This is a genomic window from Rhodococcus sp. T7 (assembly GCF_009872365.1).
Lineage (GTDB): Bacteria > Actinomycetota > Actinomycetes > Mycobacteriales > Mycobacteriaceae > Rhodococcus_F.
In genome coordinates this window covers 36,465-53,584 of the sequence record NZ_WXYH01000377.1, presented here as the reverse complement: position 1 = coordinate 53,584, position 17,120 = coordinate 36,465, and the positions used below count along the sequence as shown (strand labels likewise).

Annotated in this window: 17 protein-coding genes and 1 pseudogene; 8 read left to right on the top strand and 10 right to left on the bottom strand. The window is 68.5% G+C overall.

Annotated elements, in window-relative coordinates:
* The first annotated feature begins 20 nt into the window (after positions 1–20).
* Complete coding sequence (locus MLGJGCBP_RS41070; RefSeq protein ID WP_160103180.1) at positions 21–1,415, top strand: acyl-CoA dehydrogenase family protein; 1,395 nt, start codon at positions 21–23, stop codon at positions 1,413–1,415.
* 12 nt (positions 1,416–1,427) lie between these two features.
* On the opposite strand, the gene MLGJGCBP_RS41065 is transcribed toward MLGJGCBP_RS41070, so the two are convergent.
* The 5 genes and pseudogenes from MLGJGCBP_RS41065 to MLGJGCBP_RS41045 all read right to left on the bottom strand — a co-directional run.
* Entirely contained in the window at positions 1,428–1,778 is a 351-nt protein-coding gene (locus tag MLGJGCBP_RS41065; RefSeq protein ID WP_087556485.1) for a hypothetical protein, read from the bottom strand.
* Between the two features lie 25 nt (positions 1,779–1,803).
* A complete protein-coding gene (locus MLGJGCBP_RS41060) occupies positions 1,804–2,373 on the bottom strand; it encodes a mismatch-specific DNA-glycosylase (protein ID WP_160103178.1) in 570 nt (189 codons plus the stop codon).
* Entirely contained in the window at positions 2,370–3,359 is a 990-nt protein-coding gene (locus tag MLGJGCBP_RS41055) for an NAD-dependent epimerase/dehydratase family protein (protein ID WP_160103176.1), read from the bottom strand. Before MLGJGCBP_RS41055 ends, MLGJGCBP_RS41060 begins: the two co-directional genes overlap by 4 nt.
* Before the next feature lie 6 nt (positions 3,360–3,365).
* A complete protein-coding gene (gene htpG, locus MLGJGCBP_RS41050; RefSeq protein ID WP_160103174.1) occupies positions 3,366–5,294 on the bottom strand; it encodes a molecular chaperone HtpG in 1,929 nt (642 codons plus the stop codon).
* Positions 5,295–5,396: 102 nt separating this feature from the next.
* Positions 5,397–5,489 (bottom strand): annotated as a pseudogene (locus MLGJGCBP_RS41045) (DUF4287 domain-containing protein); the annotation flags it as partial.
* Positions 5,490–5,754: 265 nt separating this feature from the next.
* Here MLGJGCBP_RS41045 and MLGJGCBP_RS41040 point away from each other — a divergent pair.
* Positions 5,755–7,410, top strand: a complete 1,656-nt coding sequence (locus MLGJGCBP_RS41040; protein ID WP_160103172.1) for an alkaline phosphatase D family protein — start codon at positions 5,755–5,757, stop codon at positions 7,408–7,410.
* On the opposite strand, the gene MLGJGCBP_RS41035 is transcribed toward MLGJGCBP_RS41040, so the two are convergent.
* Complete coding sequence (locus MLGJGCBP_RS41035) at positions 7,404–7,874, bottom strand: SRPBCC family protein (protein WP_124389451.1); 471 nt, start codon at positions 7,872–7,874, stop codon at positions 7,404–7,406. The two genes, MLGJGCBP_RS41040 and MLGJGCBP_RS41035, sit on opposite strands and share 7 nt — an antisense overlap.
* Positions 7,875–8,006: 132 nt before the next feature.
* Between MLGJGCBP_RS41035 and fusA the strand changes: the two genes are divergently transcribed.
* On the top strand, positions 8,007–10,040 hold the full coding sequence (fusA, locus tag MLGJGCBP_RS41030; protein ID WP_160103170.1) for an elongation factor G: 2,034 nt from the start codon (positions 8,007–8,009) through the stop codon (positions 10,038–10,040).
* An 84-nt stretch (positions 10,041–10,124) separates the two neighbouring features.
* Positions 10,125–10,562 carry a hypothetical protein gene (locus MLGJGCBP_RS41025; RefSeq protein WP_236581671.1) on the top strand — a complete coding sequence of 146 codons (438 nt, stop codon included), beginning with the start codon at positions 10,125–10,127 and terminating at the stop codon, positions 10,560–10,562.
* 7 nt (positions 10,563–10,569) lie between these two features.
* On the opposite strand, the gene MLGJGCBP_RS41020 is transcribed toward MLGJGCBP_RS41025, so the two are convergent.
* On the bottom strand, positions 10,570–11,613 hold the full coding sequence (locus MLGJGCBP_RS41020; protein WP_160103168.1) for a helix-turn-helix transcriptional regulator: 1,044 nt from the start codon (positions 11,611–11,613) through the stop codon (positions 10,570–10,572).
* A gap of 86 nt (positions 11,614–11,699) precedes the next feature.
* On the opposite strand from MLGJGCBP_RS41020, the gene MLGJGCBP_RS41015 reads away from it, so the two are divergent.
* From MLGJGCBP_RS41015 to MLGJGCBP_RS41005, 3 genes are all read left to right on the top strand, one after another.
* Positions 11,700–12,167, top strand: a complete 468-nt coding sequence (locus MLGJGCBP_RS41015; protein WP_160103166.1) for a hypothetical protein — start codon at positions 11,700–11,702, stop codon at positions 12,165–12,167.
* Positions 12,164–12,568 carry a DUF1304 domain-containing protein gene (locus MLGJGCBP_RS41010; protein ID WP_160103164.1) on the top strand — a complete coding sequence of 135 codons (405 nt, stop codon included), beginning with the start codon at positions 12,164–12,166 and terminating at the stop codon, positions 12,566–12,568. Before MLGJGCBP_RS41015 ends, MLGJGCBP_RS41010 begins: the two co-directional genes overlap by 4 nt.
* 68 nt (positions 12,569–12,636) lie before the next feature.
* Complete coding sequence (locus tag MLGJGCBP_RS41005; RefSeq protein WP_160103162.1) at positions 12,637–13,506, top strand: PE-PPE domain-containing protein; 870 nt, start codon at positions 12,637–12,639, stop codon at positions 13,504–13,506.
* 3 nt (positions 13,507–13,509) lie between these two features.
* Here MLGJGCBP_RS41005 and MLGJGCBP_RS41000 read toward each other — a convergent pair whose 3' ends face one another.
* Positions 13,510–14,040, bottom strand: a complete 531-nt coding sequence (locus MLGJGCBP_RS41000; protein WP_160103160.1) for a winged helix-turn-helix transcriptional regulator — start codon at positions 14,038–14,040, stop codon at positions 13,510–13,512.
* Between the two features lie 61 nt (positions 14,041–14,101).
* Between MLGJGCBP_RS41000 and MLGJGCBP_RS40995 the strand changes: the two genes are divergently transcribed.
* Complete coding sequence (locus MLGJGCBP_RS40995) at positions 14,102–15,502, top strand: MFS transporter (RefSeq protein WP_160103158.1); 1,401 nt, start codon at positions 14,102–14,104, stop codon at positions 15,500–15,502.
* Here MLGJGCBP_RS40995 and ychF read toward each other — a convergent pair.
* Positions 15,492–16,571, bottom strand: coding sequence for a redox-regulated ATPase YchF (gene ychF / locus MLGJGCBP_RS40990; protein WP_087556498.1), 1,080 nt, complete (start codon positions 16,569–16,571; stop codon positions 15,492–15,494). The genes MLGJGCBP_RS40995 and ychF overlap by 11 nt on opposite strands.
* A 47-nt stretch (positions 16,572–16,618) precedes the next feature.
* On the bottom strand, positions 16,619–17,029 hold the full coding sequence (locus MLGJGCBP_RS40985; RefSeq protein WP_087556499.1) for a CD225/dispanin family protein: 411 nt from the start codon (positions 17,027–17,029) through the stop codon (positions 16,619–16,621).
* Positions 17,030–17,120 lie beyond the last annotated feature (91 nt).

The window sequence follows — 17,120 nt, the reverse complement described above, 5'->3', positions numbered from 1 at the left end:
ACGGCAACCGAGGGACTGCCATGACTTTCAGCCTCGCGCTCACCCCCGCACAGAAGGACCTCGTCGAGCGGACGCACGCTTTCGCGGAGAACGTGATCCGGCCGGTGGCCGCCGAGCACGACCGCGCGCAGGAGTTCCCGTGGGACGTTCTCGAGAAGGCCGCGGAAGAGGGCTTCTACAGTCCGCTGTTCTACCGCGACCTCATCGGCGACCCGACCGGCCTGTCCCTCCCCCTGTTCATGGAGGAGCTGTTCTGGGGTTGCGCCGGAATCGGACTTGCCGTCGTGATGCCCGCGCTGGCGCTGTCGTCGATCGGGCAGGCCGCGACGCCGGAGCAGATGCTGCGCTGGGCACCCGAGTGCTTCGGCGAGCCCGGCAACCTGAAACTCGCCGCGCTGTGCATCTCCGAACCCGAGGGCGGCAGCGACGTCCGCAATCTGCGGACCACCGCGACGCGCGACGGCGACGACTGGGTGATCGAGGGTCACAAGATGTGGATCGGTAACGGCGGCATCGCCGACGTGCACGTCGTGAACGCCACCGTCGACCCGGAGCTGGGGCACCGCGGGCAGGCGCTGTTCGTGGTGCCCGGCGGAAACCCGGGCATCGAACTCGTCCGCAAGCTCGACAAGCTGGGCTGCCGGGCGTCGCACACGGCGGAGCTGAAGTTCCATCAAGTGCGGGTGCCCGCCGACCACCTGCTCGGCGGCGACGACAAACTGCAACACCGCATGCGGAAGGCCCGTGAGGTGCAGGAGGAGGTGGCGACCGGCGCGCCGCGGCGGAAATCGGCCACCCTCGGCACGTTCGAGCAGACCCGCCCGATGGTCGCGGCCCAGGCGCTGGGAATCGCCCGCGCCGCGCTCGAGTACGCCACCGAATACGCCAACCGCCGGGAGGCATTCGGCGGTCCGATCATCGACAACCAGGGCATCGCCTTCCCGCTGGCCGACCTCGCGACCCAGATCGATGCCGCGCGACTGTTGACGTGGCGGGCGTCGTGGATGGCGGCGGCGGGCGTGGAATTCCGCCACGGCGAGGGCTCGATGGCGAAGCTCGCGGCGTCGGAGGTCGCGGTGAAAACCACCGAGCGTGCGCTGCAGACGATGGGCGGGTGGGGGTATATCAGCGACCATCCCGTCGAGAAGTGGTACCGGGACGCCAAGCTGTACACCATCTTCGAGGGCACTAGCGAGATTCAGCGGATGGTGATCGGGCGCGCACTCGGCGCCGCGGACGGTGCCCCGCCGCTGCACTTCGATCAGCCGACCGAGGGATCCGCGTTCAACCGGCGGTTCGGCCGGGGCACGTCGGTGCGCACGAAGGCCGGCGAGTTCGCGATGTCGATGAAGGACCGGATGCCCGAGTCCGCGCAGCGGTTGGCGATGAAGATCCTCGCCCCACCGAAGAAGTGAGCGGGCGCGGGATCAGGTCCAGAGGGCGGCCACCAGCACGGTGACGATGCCGAGCCCACCGACCACGTGGACGAGGTTCGGGAGCTCCTGCCCTCGCTTCTGCTTGCCCCGGACGATCTCGGCGAGTGCGACGATCACCAGCGAGAGCAGAAGCTTCACGCCGATCTTGACGTGGTTGTAGTCCTTGTCCAGTGCGGCCTCCCCCAGCCCGACGAGGATCAGTCCCGTCACGAACTGGAGCCGCGCACCCCACACGATCACCTCGGAGATCCGCGGCGCTGCGAGCACCGCGAAGTAGCCGCCGACGAGTGCGGCCATACCGAGCAGGTGGCAGACGAAGACGAGGTTGTAGACGACGGTCATCTCCGCAGCCTAGCGACCTGCCAGGTCAGCCCGAGACGATTCCGGCCTCGATCGCCGCCTCCCGGTACGACGCGGCCAGGGTGGCGACGGTTTCGTGGGCGTTGAGACCGCTGGGATTGGGCACCAGCCACAACTCCGCGCCCTCGAGGGTTCGCGGCTGTTTGCCCTTCCTCGCTGCCCGCTCCCCGAATGCCGTGCGGTAGGCGGTGATTCCGGCGACGGCAACCACCCGGGGAGCGGTGTCGCGGACGACGCCGCGCAGGCGCTCGGCGCCGACGGCCAGTTCCTCGCCGGTCAGTTCGTCGGCCTTGGCCGTGGCGCGCGGGGCCAGGTTGGTGATGCCGACGCCCCGCTCGATCAGGTGATCGCGATCCGCGTCCGACATGCCCGCCGTCGGGTCGATGGGTCGCTCGATGATGCCGGCGCCCAGCAGAGCCGGATAGAAACGGTTGCCGGGACGCGCGAAATGCGCCCCGGTCGCGGCCGTCCACAGTCCCGGGTTGATGCCGACGAACAGCAGGCGGCAGTCCGGTCCGATGAGGTCCGGGACCTCGGCGTCCCGGAACGACTCCAACTCGGCGCGCGTGAAGCTCACAGCCGGCCCGCTGCCGTCAGCCCGGCGACGGTGTCGGCGAGGGTTTCCGCCGAGTCGCGGTACTTCACCCCGAGTTCGGTTTCGCTCGGCCGGTCGTCCGTGTCCGGCATCCGCGTGTAGTACTCCATCGCGGCCTCCGAGATCGGGGTGTCGAAGGGGACGAACCGGTCGATCGCGTCCACCAGCCTGCCCACCAGGCGCAGCGCGGAGTCCGGAACCGGGTACACGCTTATCCGTTTGCCGGTGATCGTGGCCAGCATGTCGGCGATCCCGGCGATCGGAATCCGGGGACCTCCGAGCATGAACCGGCGGGCGCCGCTCCCCGGTTCGAGGAGGGCGGCGTGTGCCGTCGCCACCTCACGCACGTCGACCATCGTCCATGCGGCGCCCCGCCCGGGCAGACCCCGCAGGTGGACGGCGGCCTCGACTGCCTGGGCGGCCTCGCCGAACTGGTTTCCCGCGGGCGGGCCGACGATCATGCCCGGGTAGGTGATCGCGATGGGTGCGCCGTCGGCCTGCAGGTCGCGCGCGTACTGCTCCACGCGTGCCTTGCTGCGGCCGTAGGCGTCGGGGGGCCCGCACACCGGGAGGTCGGGGGTGAGCAGCCGGGCCCCCGGTTGGAACAGGGCGGCGATGCTCGAGACGTAGACGATCGGGTCGAGGCCGAGTTCGACCGCGGTTCCCAGCACGTTCTGCGCGCCGGCGAGGTTGGTCGCCAGCATCTCCTCCGCGCGGCGCGGGTCGACCGCGACCACGGCCGCGGCGTGGATGACGGCGTCGCAGCCGTCAAGGGCTCGCCGCACGGACGCGGCGTCCGTGATGTCACCGACCACGTGATCGGACGTGTCGAGCCCGAGCGCCGCCGCACTGGTCACGAGGCGAGCAGGATCGCGCACGAGGAAGCGCACCCGGTGACCGGCGTCCACCGCCGCCTTCGCGCTCCACGCCCCGACGAAACCTGTTCCCCCCGTGACCAATACCAGCAAGAGGAATTACACCGTCCTGGCGAGACGGTTGGCGAGCATCGTGGTGAACCGGGCCGGATCGTCGAGTTCGCCGCCCTCGGCCAGCAACGCCATCCCGTAGAGGAGTTCCGCGGTCTCCCCCAGCGCGGGATCCTCGTTGCGTTCGCTGTGCGCTTCCCGCAGCCCCGTGACGAGGGGGTGGGTGGGGTTCAGCTCGAGGATGCGCTTCGTGGTGGGAACGGGCTGGCCGGACGCCCGGTACATCCGCTCGAGTGCCGGGGACATACTGAACGCGTCGCCGACGATGCAAGCCGGTGACGTGGTCAGCCGCGTCGACAGCCGCACCTCCTTGACCTGCTCGGTCAGCGCTTCGGCCATCCAGGAGAGCAGGCCGGCGAAGTCTTTCTCCTGCTCCTCCCGCTCCGACTCGTGCGCCTTCTTGTCTTCCTCGGTGTCGAGATCGACCTCACCCTTGGCGATCGACTGGAACGATTTGCCGTCGAATTCCGGAACCGCGCCGACCCACATCTCGTCCACGGGGTCGGTGAGCAGCAGCACCTCGAAGCCCTTCGCGCGGAAGGCCTCCATGTGCGGGGAGCTCTCGAGCAGCTGCCGGGATTCGCCGGTGGCGTAGAAGATCTGCTCCTGACCGTCCTTCATTCGCGACACGTAGTCCTCGAGCGAGGTCAGCTCCTCCTCGCTGTGGGTGGACGCGAACGACGAGATACCCAGCAACATATCCCGATTGTCGGTGTCCGACATCAGGCCTTCCTTGACCGCGCGGCCGAATTCCGCCCAGAACGTGCGGTAGTCGTCGGGACGCTCGGCCTTCAGGTCCTTGATCGTGGTGAGGACCTTCTTGGTGAGCCTGCGGCGGATGGCGCGGATCTGCCGGTCCTGCTGCAGGATCTCACGAGAGACGTTGAGGGAGAGGTCCTGGGCGTCGACCACACCCTTGACGAAGCGAAGGTATTCCGGCATCAGCTGGTCGCAGTCGTCCATGATGAAGACGCGCTTGACGTACAGCTGCACCCCGGTCTTTCCGTCCCGCATGAACAGGTCGAACGGCGCGTGGGACGGGATGAACAGCAGGGCCTGGAACTCGAACGTGCCCTCGGCCTTCATCGGGATGACCTCGAGCGGGTCGTCCCAGGCGTGGGCGATGTGCTTGTAGAACTCCTTGTACTCGTCCTCGGAGACGTCGTCCTTCGATCGCGCCCACAGCGCCTTCATCGAGTTGATCGTCTCGGACGTCGTGGTGACCTCGTCCTCGCCGTCGCCCTCGGCGGGGACCGTGCGCTCGACATCCATCCGGATCGGCCACGCGATGAAGTCGGAGTAACGCTTGACGAGTTCCTTGATCTTCCGTTCCGACGTGTAGTCGTGCAGGTGATCCTCGGCGTCCTCGGGCTTGAGGTGCAGGGTGACGGAGCTGCCCTGCGGGGCGTCGTCGACAGCCTCGATCGTGTACGTGGCCTCGCCGCTCGACTCCCAGCGCGTGGCCTCGCTCTCGCCGGCCTTCCGCGTCAACAGGGTCACCTTGTCGGCGACCATGAACGTCGAATAGAAGCCGATACCGAACTGTCCGATCAGTTCCTCGGAGGCGGCGGCGTCCTTCGCTTCCCGCAACTTGCGGCGCAGGTCCGCGGTGCCGGACTTGGCCAGCGTGCCGATGAGGTCGACGACCTCCTCGTGGGACATGCCGATGCCGTTGTCGCGGACCGTGAGCGTGCGCTTCTCCGCGTCCACCTCGATCTCGATGTGCAGATCCGACGTGTCGACGTCGAGGTCCTTGTTGCGGAACGCCTCGAGCCGCAACTTGTCCAGCGCGTCCGAGGCGTTGGAGATGAGCTCCCGCAGGAACGAGTCCTTGTTGGAGTACACCGAGTGGATCATGAGGTCCAGGAGCTGGCGGGTCTCCGCCTGGAACTCCAGTTGTTCGACTTTCGTGCTCATTTCGATTCCCTTCGACAGCAGAACCCTCGACACCAGATTCGTCGGAATGATATCCCGCGGCAAAATTCCGGATTCATCGCGGCGAACTACGGCGGTGGCCCGTCAGCCGGCGGCGTCCTCCTTCAGGGTGTGCGCGACCAGCGCGTCGGCGTGGCCGTGACCGAGGCCGTGCTCGGACTTCAGCCAGCTCAGGACGCGGGCCCTTCACTGGTTCAGCCATGCGCGAGACGCTACCGGCCCCCGCCGACACATCCTGTCCGACAAGCATCTTCACACAGCGCCACTCAGACGGGAAGTGCCCACTCGGCGAGCCGGCGCGACACCTCCTGATAGCCGCGCTTCCCACTCGAGGCGGCGATGACCAATTTCGGCGCAGAAGCCGCCTCGCGGTTGGTCCGGGATCCGTAGTCTGACCGTATGTACCGGTCACGCGCGAAGAGAATTCCGGCAGGGTGAAGACGTGGCGGAGCTGATTCTCGGACCGCTGCTGAGACATGTCGGCACGAGCGATGCGACGGTGTGGGTCGAGACGTCGGAGGCGTGCACCGTCCGGGTCCTCGGCCACGAAGAACGCACGTGGAACGTGTCGGGTCACCACTACGCGCTCGTCGTCGTGGACGATCTGGAACCCGGGTCTACCACTCCGTACGACGTGACCCTCGACGGCCGTCCGGTGTGGCCGTTGCCGAATGCCGTCCCGTCGGTGATCCGCACGCTCCGCGAGGACGACGACACCCTCGTCCTGACGTTCGGCTCGTGCCGGTTCGCCACGATGTCCACGACGGAGGACAACCGGCACCTCGGCGCCGACGCCCTCGACGCGTACGCGGTGCGTATGGCCGGACAGTCCCCGGACCGGTGGCCGGACGCCCTGCTGCTGCTCGGGGATCAGGTGTACGCCGACGAACTCTCCCCCGAGACCGAGGCGCGGGTCGCCGAGATCCACGACGTGAAGGAGCCACCCGGCCCGCAGGTGCGCAACTTCGAGGAATACACCTGGCTCTACGCCGAGTCGTGGACGGACCCTCAAGTGCGCTGGCTGATGTCCACGGTGCCCACGTCGATGATCTTCGACGATCACGACGTGCGGGACGACTGGAACACCTCCGAGTCCTGGCGCGACGACGTCGAGGCGACGTCGTGGTGGGAGGAGCGCATCGTCGGCGCGTTGTCGTCGTACTGGGTCTATCAGCACCTGGGGAACCTGTCGCCGAGTCTCCTCGCCGAAAACGATCTGTACCAACGAGTTCGGAAGCACGGCGGTGACGTCGAACCGATGCTCCGGGAGTTCGCGTCCGCCGCCGACGAGGAGGCGGACGGCGCGAAGGGCACGCAGTGGTCGTATCGCCGCGACCTCGGCGTCGCGAGACTGCTCGTCATCGACTCGCGGTGCGGACGCATTCTCTCCGGCGGCCGCCGCGAGATGGTGTCCGACCCCGAGTTCTCCTGGATCGAGCGTCAGACCGAAGGTGACTACGACCACCTGCTCGTCGGCACGTCGCTGCCGTGGTTGCTGCCCCGCGCCCTCCACGACCTTGAGTCCTGGGACGAACGCCTCGCCGGCGGATCCCGCGGCCCGCGGGTGGCGGCCTGGGCCGAGAAGATCCGGCGCGGGGCGGACCTGGAGCACTGGGCGGCGTTTCGCGACTCGTTCGACCGGCTCGCCCGGCTCCTCGCCGACGTCGGCAAGGGCCACCGGACCGGACCGCGTGGCCGCGCGCCGTCCACCATCTCGGTACTGTCCGGCGACGTCCACCACGCGTACGCCGCGCAGGCGCACTTCCCCGAACCGCTGCAGTCACTGGTCTACCAGCTGACGTGCTCACCGCTGCACAACTACGTACCGGCCGCGATGAAGGTGACGTTCCGGATCTCGTGGCGGCGCGCCACCGAACGGACCGTGCGTTTCATCCTGGGCCGGGTGTCGCGGGTGCCGCCCGTTCCCCTCGACTGGTCCAAGGTCGCCGGACCGTTCTTCGGCGATCAGGTGGCGACCCTCCATCTGAAGGGACGGTCGGCCCGCCTCGTGATGGAACAGGCCCGGAACGACAGCGACGGCACACCCCGGTTCAAGACCATGACCGATCTCGAACTGGCGACGGGAAAGGGCTACTGACGCTGCTCGGCCGCCGCCTTCAGCTGCGCGAGCCCCTTCTCGAAGTCCTTGCCCACCATCTTGTCCATCGGGAAGACGACTCCCACGATCCTGAAGAAGAGGTTGTTCTTACCGGTCATCTGCCAGCGGACGGTCGTGCCCGCACCGTTCGGTTCGAGGAGGAACGTCGTGACGTTCTCCGCCTTGAACGGTTTGAGGAAGTTCAGGTCGAGCACGACCTTCGAGCCGGGCACCGACTCGGTGATCACCATCTGTCCCGAACCCGCCTTGCGGTTGCCCTCCCACGCGTAAGACGCGCCCACTCCCGAATCCGGGCCTGAGTACGTGCGCTTCAGGTCGGGATCGACGTCCTCCCACGGCGACCACGCCTGCCACTTCCGGAAGTCGTCGAGGAGTGGCTGAACGACGTCGGGGCTCGCATCGATGACGGTGGAACGTTCGACGAGGAACTCGGCCGAAGCCATGCGGTCTCCATTCGGTGTCGGGTGTGGCGGACCGAGGTCGCGGCCACCTCTTCACGTGGAAGATAACGCCTCGCCGCCGGTCGCGCGCGCGGTATCGTCGGGAGCGACCCGTACGACACGGTGGGGGTAGCAGTGACGACCGAAACGGATCTGATCCGCAATATCGCTCTGGTGGGACATCAGGGCAACGGGAAGACGACGCTCGCAGAGGCGATGCTCTTCCGCGCCGGTGTCGTCACGCGGCCCGGACGTGTCGAGAGCGGCAACACCGTGCTCGACACCCAACCCGAGGAACACGACCGCACCCAGTCGCTGACGCTCGGCTTGGCCTCGTTCTCCTGGAACGACTACCGGATCAATCTTCTCGACCCGCCGGGCTACGCCGATTTCGCCGGCGACGCGATGACGGCGCTCCGGGTCGCCGACGTGGCCGTGTTCGTGATCGACGGGGTCAGCGGTCTGCAGGTGAACGACGAACTGCTGTGGCAGGCGGCGACCGAGCGAGCCATCCCGCGCATCCTGTTCGTGAACAAGATGGACAAGGAACGAGCGTCGTTCGACGCCGTCCTGGCCGGGATCCGCGATCACTTCGGATCCGGAGTCGAGCCCGTCGACCTGCCCGTCGGCGAGGCGTCCGGTTTCACCGGCGTCGCCGACCTCCTCACCGAGCACGTCATCCTCTACGACAGCGGGTCCGCGAACACGAGCGACGAACTGCCCGCCGACATCGCCGACCGCGAACACGAACAGCACGAGCATCTCGTGGAGGACGTCGTCGAGATCGAGGACGACCTGCTCTCGAAGTACCTCGACGGCGAGGACATCTCGGTTCCCGAACTCGAGCACGCACTCCGCGCGGGTTTCGCCGCGGGCTCGCTGTGGCCGGTGCTGTGCGGGTCGGCCGTCGATGCGATCGCCGTCGACCGGTTGCTCGACTTCGTGTGCCGGATCGCGCCGGCACCGTCGGAGGTCCCGGGTATCGAGGTCCGTGGCGACGGGGACCGGGTCGCCGAGGTGCGGTGCGATCCGTCCGGCGACCCCCTCGCGTACGTCTTCAAGACGCAGACCGACGAATACGTCGGGCAGGTGGCGTTGCTGAAGGTCCTCTCCGGCAGCGTGCACGCGGACGACGTCCTCGTCAACCAGCGCACCGGCGCGAAGGAGCGCCTGCACAACCTCCTTCGCGTCCTCGGCAGCAAGCACACCCCGATCGACAGCGCGGAGGCCGGCGACATCGTCGGCGCCATCAAACTCACCGACGTCTCGACCGGCGACACCCTCGCACCGATCGGATCGTCACTCACCGTGCCCCCGATCGTGCACCGCCGTCCCGTCTACGGACTCGCGGTGGCCGCCGAAAGTGCGGGCGACGAGGACAAACTCGCGACCGCCCTGGCCGAACTCGTCAGCGACGACCCGACGCTGGAGGTCACGCGCGACAGCGAGACCCACCAGACGGTGATCCGGGGCGCCGGCGACGTGCACGTGCAGGTGGCGCTGACCCGGTTGAAGCGGCGGTACGGCATCACCCTCCTGACCGAACCGGTGAAGATCGCGTACCGCGAGACACTGCTCGGCACCGTGGAGACGGAGGGCCGCCACAAAAAGCAGAGCGGCGGCCACGGCCAGTTCGGGGTGGCGACGGTCCGCTTCGAGCCGCTCCCCCGCGACGAGGGCTACGAGTTCGTCGACGAGACCCGCGGCGGAGTGATACCCAAGTCCCTCATTCCCGCGGTCGGCAAGGGGATCGCCGAATCGATGGGACGCGGAGGCAGCCACGGGTTTCCGCTCGTCGACCTGCGCGCCACCGTACTCGACGGCAAGCATCACTCGGTCGACTCCGACGATTTCAGCTTCCGGATGGCGGGGGCGCTCGCCCTCCGTGCGGCCATCGAGAAGGTGGGCACTCTCGTTCTCGAACCCGTCGACCACGTCGAGGTCACCGTGCCCTCGACGCTGCAGGGTGACGTGATGGCGGATCTCGGACGGCGACGCGGCCAGATCGAGGGCACCGAACCGGCAGGGGACGGCGAGGTCACCGTCATCGCCTCGGTGCCGACGAGCGAGGTCACCGACTATCCGGTCGCCCTGCGCTCGATGACGCACGGGCGTGGCCGTCTCGCACTGAGTTTCAAGTGCTACCAGGAGCGGCCCGAACCGCGCTGACAGTGCCCTTCCAGCGTGCACGCAGCGTTCTCCCAGCTTCCCGCGGTGTAGTGGTGTCTCACTCACAGAGGAAGGGCATCGATCATGCGTTCACAATTGGTTCGCGGCATCGGTGGGGCGGCGATGGCAGTAGGTCTCGCATGTTCCGTCGTCGCGTGTAGCTCGGGCGAGTCTTCGTCCGGCGCTTCGTCGACAAGCACCAGCAGCAGCGCCGTGCAGGACGGCACCGGCGGCAGCGCTGCGCAGGGCGGCACCGCGCCCGCGGCGATGAGCGACGAACTCCAGGCCTGCCTCGAGGAAAACGGCGTGCCCGCACCGCCCGACCAGGCGGGCGGCGGCGCCCCGGGCGGAATGGCCCCGCCCAGCGGCGAGATGACACCGCCGGAGGGCGGCGCCGGATCCGCCCCACCGCAGGGTGGGGCGCCGGACGAGTCGGCCGCACCTCCCGGGGTCGACAGTTCGACGTGGGCGGCGGCGCAGGAGGCCTGCTCCTCACTGGCGACGGGCACCACCGGGTCGTGAGCGGTCGCTAGTTCTCGCGACCGGTCCGCAGCCGTGCGGCGAGTTCCGCGCGGCTGCGGACCCCGGCCTTCGCGTAGACCGATTTCAGATGATCCTGGACGGTGTTCACGGTGATGCCGCGACGGTCGGCGATCTCGGACGTCGCGTAGCCGGCCAGCACGTCGGCGCACACGTCGCGTTCGCGTGCGGTCACCGCATACGCCGCGAGCAGTAGTCCGGTGAGCTCGCCGTCGGCGGCGGGTTCGAGGGTGACCGCCGTCTGCGGCTCGTCGCCGCCGGTCAATGCCGTGGCGCGCACCAGAATCCAGCCGCCCTCCGCGTCGCGGACACGTGCCTTGAACACGCCGGAACTGCTCGACCGCGCCCCGAAGGTCGCGGCCCGCAACACCACATCCAGTCTGCCCGGGGCTACGTCGTCGAAGCGGTCCCGCCAGCCTCGGGCAGCGGCCGTCAGCGCGACCGGATCACCGGTGGCATCGGTCAGCACGACCGCCGGACCCTGATCACCGCAACCGGTGACCGCCCGAGCGTGCACGGACGCGGCCCGCGTCGCGACCGCGAGCCCGGGCGCCACGAGCGAGAGGAACTCGAGGTCACGGTCGGTGAAATCCGGTCCGGACCGCACGAATCCGGCTGCACCCCAGCACACCCCGTCGACGCGGAACACGAGGCGGACCTCGCTGCCGAGCCCCAGCGGCGCCCACACCGCGCCGTGGCGGAGGCTGTGGGCGACCTCGCCCGCGGGCAGGTCCGAGGCCCTCGCGACAGTCCGGCCACTGCAGGCGAGTTCGGCGAACGTCCCCGGATCGGCACCGTTGTACTCGGATTCGGCGAGCAGCGGTTCGTACTGCTGCGGGATACGGCTGCGCCCGCTCGTCATCGAACTGATCGCGAGTGTCTCCGGGTCGAGCATCGCCCAGCACGTGAGGTCGCTGCGCACCGTCTCAGCGACCAGTTCGATGGCACGCTCGTGCAGTTGCGTGACGCCGGCGCCCTCTCCCGCGAACGCAAGCACCTCCCGGCGCAGCTTCTCCGCCCGAACCTCCAGCATGGACCCAGTATGCGCTGGTCACGGGCACACCACCATCCCAGGATCCTGGGATGGGCAGCGCGGTGTGAGCGTCCTAGCGTCGCAGTATGTCCACGAAAGTTCACGTAGTCGCAGCGGGCGACGGCCGGCGCCTCACCGTGCCGGACGCCGACATCACGGTCCTGGTCGGCGGCGATGACGTCGGCGGAGCGTTCGAAGTGTTCCTCGTCGAAGCGTCCCGGAATGCAGCGGCCGGTCCGCTGCACGCCGAGCCGTGGGCGAAGTCGTATCACGTGCTGCGCGGCCGGATACTCGTCCAGGCCGGAGACACCGGATACGAGGTCGCGGCGGGGGAAACCATCGTCATCGAGGCGGGAACGATGAATACGTTCACGGTCCTCTCCGAAGACGCCGACTTCCTCCTCGTCTCGGCCGGGGCGGCCAACAGTGGCTTCTTCGGTGATCTCGACGCCATCGGACACGGCCGGCCCGTGCCGGAGGACGTGGGCCGGCTGCTGCACGAGATCACCAGTCGCTACGGCGTCGAACTCGGAACCCGGACGGGTGCGTCATGATCGTCGTCGCGCAGATCGCCACCCTGATCGCCGCCGGCGTGCACGTGCTGGCGTTCGTGTGGGAATCGCTCCTGTTCCGCAGACCGTCGGTGCACGAGGGCATCTTCCGGATTTCCGGCAGCGACGTGCCCGCCGCCCATCTGTGGGCGTTCAACGTCGGCTTCTACAACCTGTACCTGGGTTCCGGAGCAATCGCCGGCGTCGCCCTGTGGTGGACCGGTCACGACACTCCGGGCCGCACGCTCGTCGTCTACACGTGCATCTTCATGTTCCTGGCGGGACTCGCTTTGGCCGTGTCGGATCGCATGGCACTCAGCCGGCAGCGCGGCGACGGCGTCGTCGGGGCAGTGTCGCAGAGCGGGCCGCCACTGGTGGCTCTGATCGCCCTGGCGATCGGGTGACAACCGTTCGCAGTCGATTGCCAGGAACTTCTCAGGGTCGACCGATCGAATCCTTATCGTCCGTCGGCATGATGGACGCCATGCCCCAGGTGACCGTTCTCGCTGTCGGTGGTACCGGTGAGTCCCACCCCGATGACCACCGGCGCCACGTCTCCGGGCTGTTGAGTGACGTCACCGACGCCCTCGACGACCGATTCGAGTCTCGGTGGGTCGGCTACCCCGCGTCCTATGGGCCGGTCGCCGCGGGCGGGCTCAGCTATCGGCAGAGCACCGAGGTCGGCGTCCGCCGGTTGATCGACGCGATGGACGACGTTCCCGGACCGGTCATGCTGATCGGGTACTCGCAGGGATGCACCGTGATCCGTGAGGTGCTCGGGCAGATCGCCACCGGCGCCCTGCACGCCGGCAACCTTGCCGCCGTGGGTCTCGTCTCCGACCCCGAACAACCGGCGGGGGTGGTACCGGGATGCTTCGGGCGCGGAGTCGCAGGTGCCGGCGCGCCGATCCCCGAGTCGGTACCGGTCCAGTGGATCGCGCACCCGGACGACATGATCTGCAATGCCAGCGAAGACAGCTATGTGCGCGACATCGCGGATCTCACCCGGTGGATGTCGTTCCGTGCGCTGCGGACATGGCTCGCGCAGACGTGGGAACTGATCCGCAGCAACAGCTTCCAGAATGCGGGTATGACACGATTCAGCCCTCGGCAGTGGCGCACCGACGCCCGCCGACTGCGGACCGCGATGATCGAGGTACTCGGCTACCTCCCGCCGCGCCTCGCCTGGCGCGGGGTGCGCGTCGTCAACGCCCGCGGCGGCCGGCATATCGCGTACGCCAGCGAAGCACTCGACGCGAGCGGTCTCACCGGATGTCAGATCCTCGCCCAGTGGCTGCAGGTGCGGGCGACGTTCGAACCGCCCCTGCGCGTCGCGGCGTGACGGTCAGGCCTCGCTGCGTGACCGCAGCGGGGTGAGCATCCGGCGGGGTTCCCGCAGGGCCACGGCGACGGCGTCGGTGCGAGGGTGGACGGCCTCCCCCGGCCCGGGCGCGACCACGAGGTCTTCCGGCCCCGGGATCGTGCCGCAGTCGGGGCACCGCCCGAAACGGTCGAGTTGGGTCCCGCACTCCGCGTGCGAGAACACCCGGCCGGGGTAACTGCCGGGCGACGCGTACTGCTCACCCCATTGGGAGAGCGCATAGATGCTCGGCCACAGCGACTTTCCGGCCTCGGTGAGTTCGTACTCGGGGTGGCCACCGTCGGCGACACGGACGAGCACGCCGGCGTCGACGAGAGCACCCAGCCGATCCGTCAGGACGGCGCGCGAGATGTCGAGATGGGCGAGCAGATCACTGAAGCGGCGGACGCCGTAGAAGCAGTCGCGCAGCACGAGCATCGTCCACCGCTCACCCACCACTTCGAGCGCGCGAGCGAGGTTGCAGTTCTGCTGCGAGTACCCGGTTCCCAGTGCCATTTCCCCATGCTAGCGCAACTCAGTCTTGTCACCAGACCAAAATAGTTCTAGGTTCAGTCTTGTGAACAGACCAACCGCGGTTGCCTCACCCGCCCGTACACTCGCACCCCGCCCGGGAACCACGCTGTCCGTCGCGTCACTCGGCACGTTCGTCGCCCTGGTCGCGTTCTGCGCACCGCTCGGCAACATGCCCACCGTCGCCGCGGCGCTGTCGGCCGGGCCCGCAGCGCAGACGTGGATTCTCAGTTCGATGAGCGTGGGCCTCGCCGCGGTCCTGCTGACGGCGGGCGCGCTCGCCGACGACAACGGCCGGCGCCGGGTGTTCCATTGGGGCGCCTGGCTTCTCGCACTGGGCGCGGTGGTCGGCGCGGTCAGCCAGGAGCCCGTCCTGTTCATCGTCGGCCGTCTGATCCAGGGCGTGGCGGGCGCAGCTCTCATCGCCGCCAGCCTCGCCGCCGTCGCCCACGCCTTCGCCACCCCGGCGGCACGCGCGACGGCGAGCGGGATCTGGGGCGCGAGCGTCGGCGCAGGCATCGCGGCCGGTCCGGTGCTCGCAGGCCTCCTCGACCTCGCCGGATGGTGGCGCGGCCTGTACTGGGCACTCGCCGTCGCGTCCCTCGCGATCGGACAGGTCGCGACGCGCGCACTTGCGGAGTCACGGTCCGCAGTCCCGAAGCGGATCGACGTCCCCGGAGCACTCACGCTGTGCGCCGCGATGGTGCTGGTCCTCGTCGCACTGGTCGAGGGCAGGCAGGGCAACACCGCCGCCACCGTCCTCTGCGGTGTCGGCGCCGCCGTATTCACCCTCGCGTTCGTCGGCGTCGAGCGGCGGCGCCCGTTCCCGATGCTCGACCTCGCCCTGTTCCGCCGGCGCGATTTCCTCGCCGCCACCCTCGCCGCCCTCGCCACCGGGGCGGGCATCATCGGCCTGATGTCGTTCGCATGCACGTTCCTGGTCAAGACGATGCACGTCAGCACCCTCGCCGCAGCCGGGGTGATCGCGCTGTGGTCCGGCACGAGCGTCGTGGCGTCATTGCTGGCGCGGAAACTCCCGGCGCGGCTCGCCGGGTCGCCGCAACTCGTCATCGGACTCGCCGGCGTCGGCGTCGCCATGCTCACGATGACGGGCCTGTCCCCCGACTCGTCCCTGCTGCGACTCGTCCCGGGACTGCTGCTCGCCGGCGTCGCCAGCGGACTGCTCAACGCCGGCCTCGGCCGCCAAGCCGTCGCCAGCGTCCCCGCCGACCAGGGCGGACTCGGCAGCGGCGCCAACAACACCGCCCGCTACCTCGGCTCCTCCATCGGCGTCACCGTCGTCAGTATCATCGCCCTCGACCCCGCAGGCACCATCGACGGCATGGTGACAGGCTGGAACCACGCCGCCGTCACCATGGGGCTGATCTCCCTCGTCGGCGCAGCGGTCGTCGCATTCCTCGTGCGGGGAGACGCGGTCAGACGTTGAAGCGGAACTCCACCACGTCGCCGTCGGCCATGGTGTAGTCCTTGCCCTCCATGCGGACCTTGCCCGCGGCCTTGGCGGCGGCCATGGATCCGGCGGCGACGAGGTCGTCGAAGGAGACGATCTCGGCCTTGATGAAGCCGCGCTCGAAGTCGGTGTGGATGACGCCGGCGGCCTGGGGGGCGGTGTCGCCCTTGTGGATGGTCCAGGCGCGGGATTCCTTGGGACCTGCGGTGAGGTAGGTCTGCAGGCCGAGAGTGTGGAAGCCGGTGCGGGCGAGGGCGTGCAGGCCGGGCTCGGACTGGCCGATGGAGTCGAGCATTTCCTGCCGGTCCTCTTCGTCCAGCTCGAGGAGTTCCTGCTCGACCTTGGCGTCGAGGAACACGGCGTCTGCGGGGGCGACGGAGGCGCGCAGTTCGGCGACCTTCGCTTCGTCGGTGAGCACGGCCTCGTCGGCGTTGAACACGTACAGGAACGGCTTGGTGGTGAGCAGGCTCAGTTCGCGCAGCAGCGCGAAGTCCAGCTTGTCCTTCGCGCTGAACAGGGTCTTGCCCGAGTCGAGGACTTCCTGCGCCTTCAGCGCCTCCTCGTGGATGGGCTTGAGCTCCTTGTTCTTCTTCGCTTCCTTCTCCAGGCGCGGCAGGGCCTTCTCCAGCGTCTGCATGTCGGCGATGACGAGCTCGGTCTCGATCACCTCGATGTCTGACGCCGGGTCGACGCGGCCGTCGACGTGCACGACGTCGTCGTCGTGGAACACGCGAACGACCTGGCAGATGGCGTCGGCCTCGCGGATGTTGGCGAGGAACTTGTTGCCGAGGCCGGCGCCCTCGGAGGCGCCCTTGACGATGCCGGCGATGTCGACGAACGACACCGTGGCGGGCAGGATGCGCTCGGAACCGAAGATCCGGGCGAGCTCGGACAGCCGCGGGTCGGGCAGTTCGACCAGGCCGACGTTGGGTTCGATGGTCGCGAACGGGTAGTTCGCGGCCAGCACGTCGTTGTTGGTCAGCGCGTTGAACAAGGTGGACTTGCCGACGTTGGGCAGTCCGACGATTCCGAGGGTAAGGCTCACGGTCGTTGGATTCTACGGCGTCGGCGCCGGATCAACGACCATCGCCCTCACCAGCTGTTGGTATTGCTGTTCGCGACGAGGGCGATGATCAGGATGGCGTACCCGATGACGAAGACGACGATCAGCGCCACCCAGATCCACAGGGCGATCTTGCCGAGCGACTTGGCGCGGTCGGACGCGTACTGGGCGCCCTGGTAATCGCCCATCGCCCACTTCGGGTAGACGTCGTGGACGTGGTTGAACGCGGCGAACGCGAGCGGCCAGAAGAAGAGGACTGCGGCCACCGCCCACCCGGCGTTCGACGGCGGCAGCGGCGGCGGGCCGTACTGTCCCGGGTAGGGCTGCGACTGCGGCTGTTGCTGCTGCGTCGGGTACTGGTAGCCGTAGGCGCCCGTGTCGCCCGGCTTCGGCGGCACCGGGTTGCTCGACGATTCCGGATTGTTCGGTGACTCCGACATGACATCCCCCAGTCGTGGCAGCTGACCTCGTGCCTCCACTATCCCATCCCCTCGCCACGTGAGTGGGAAAGTGCGCCGGAGTACGCGTCGG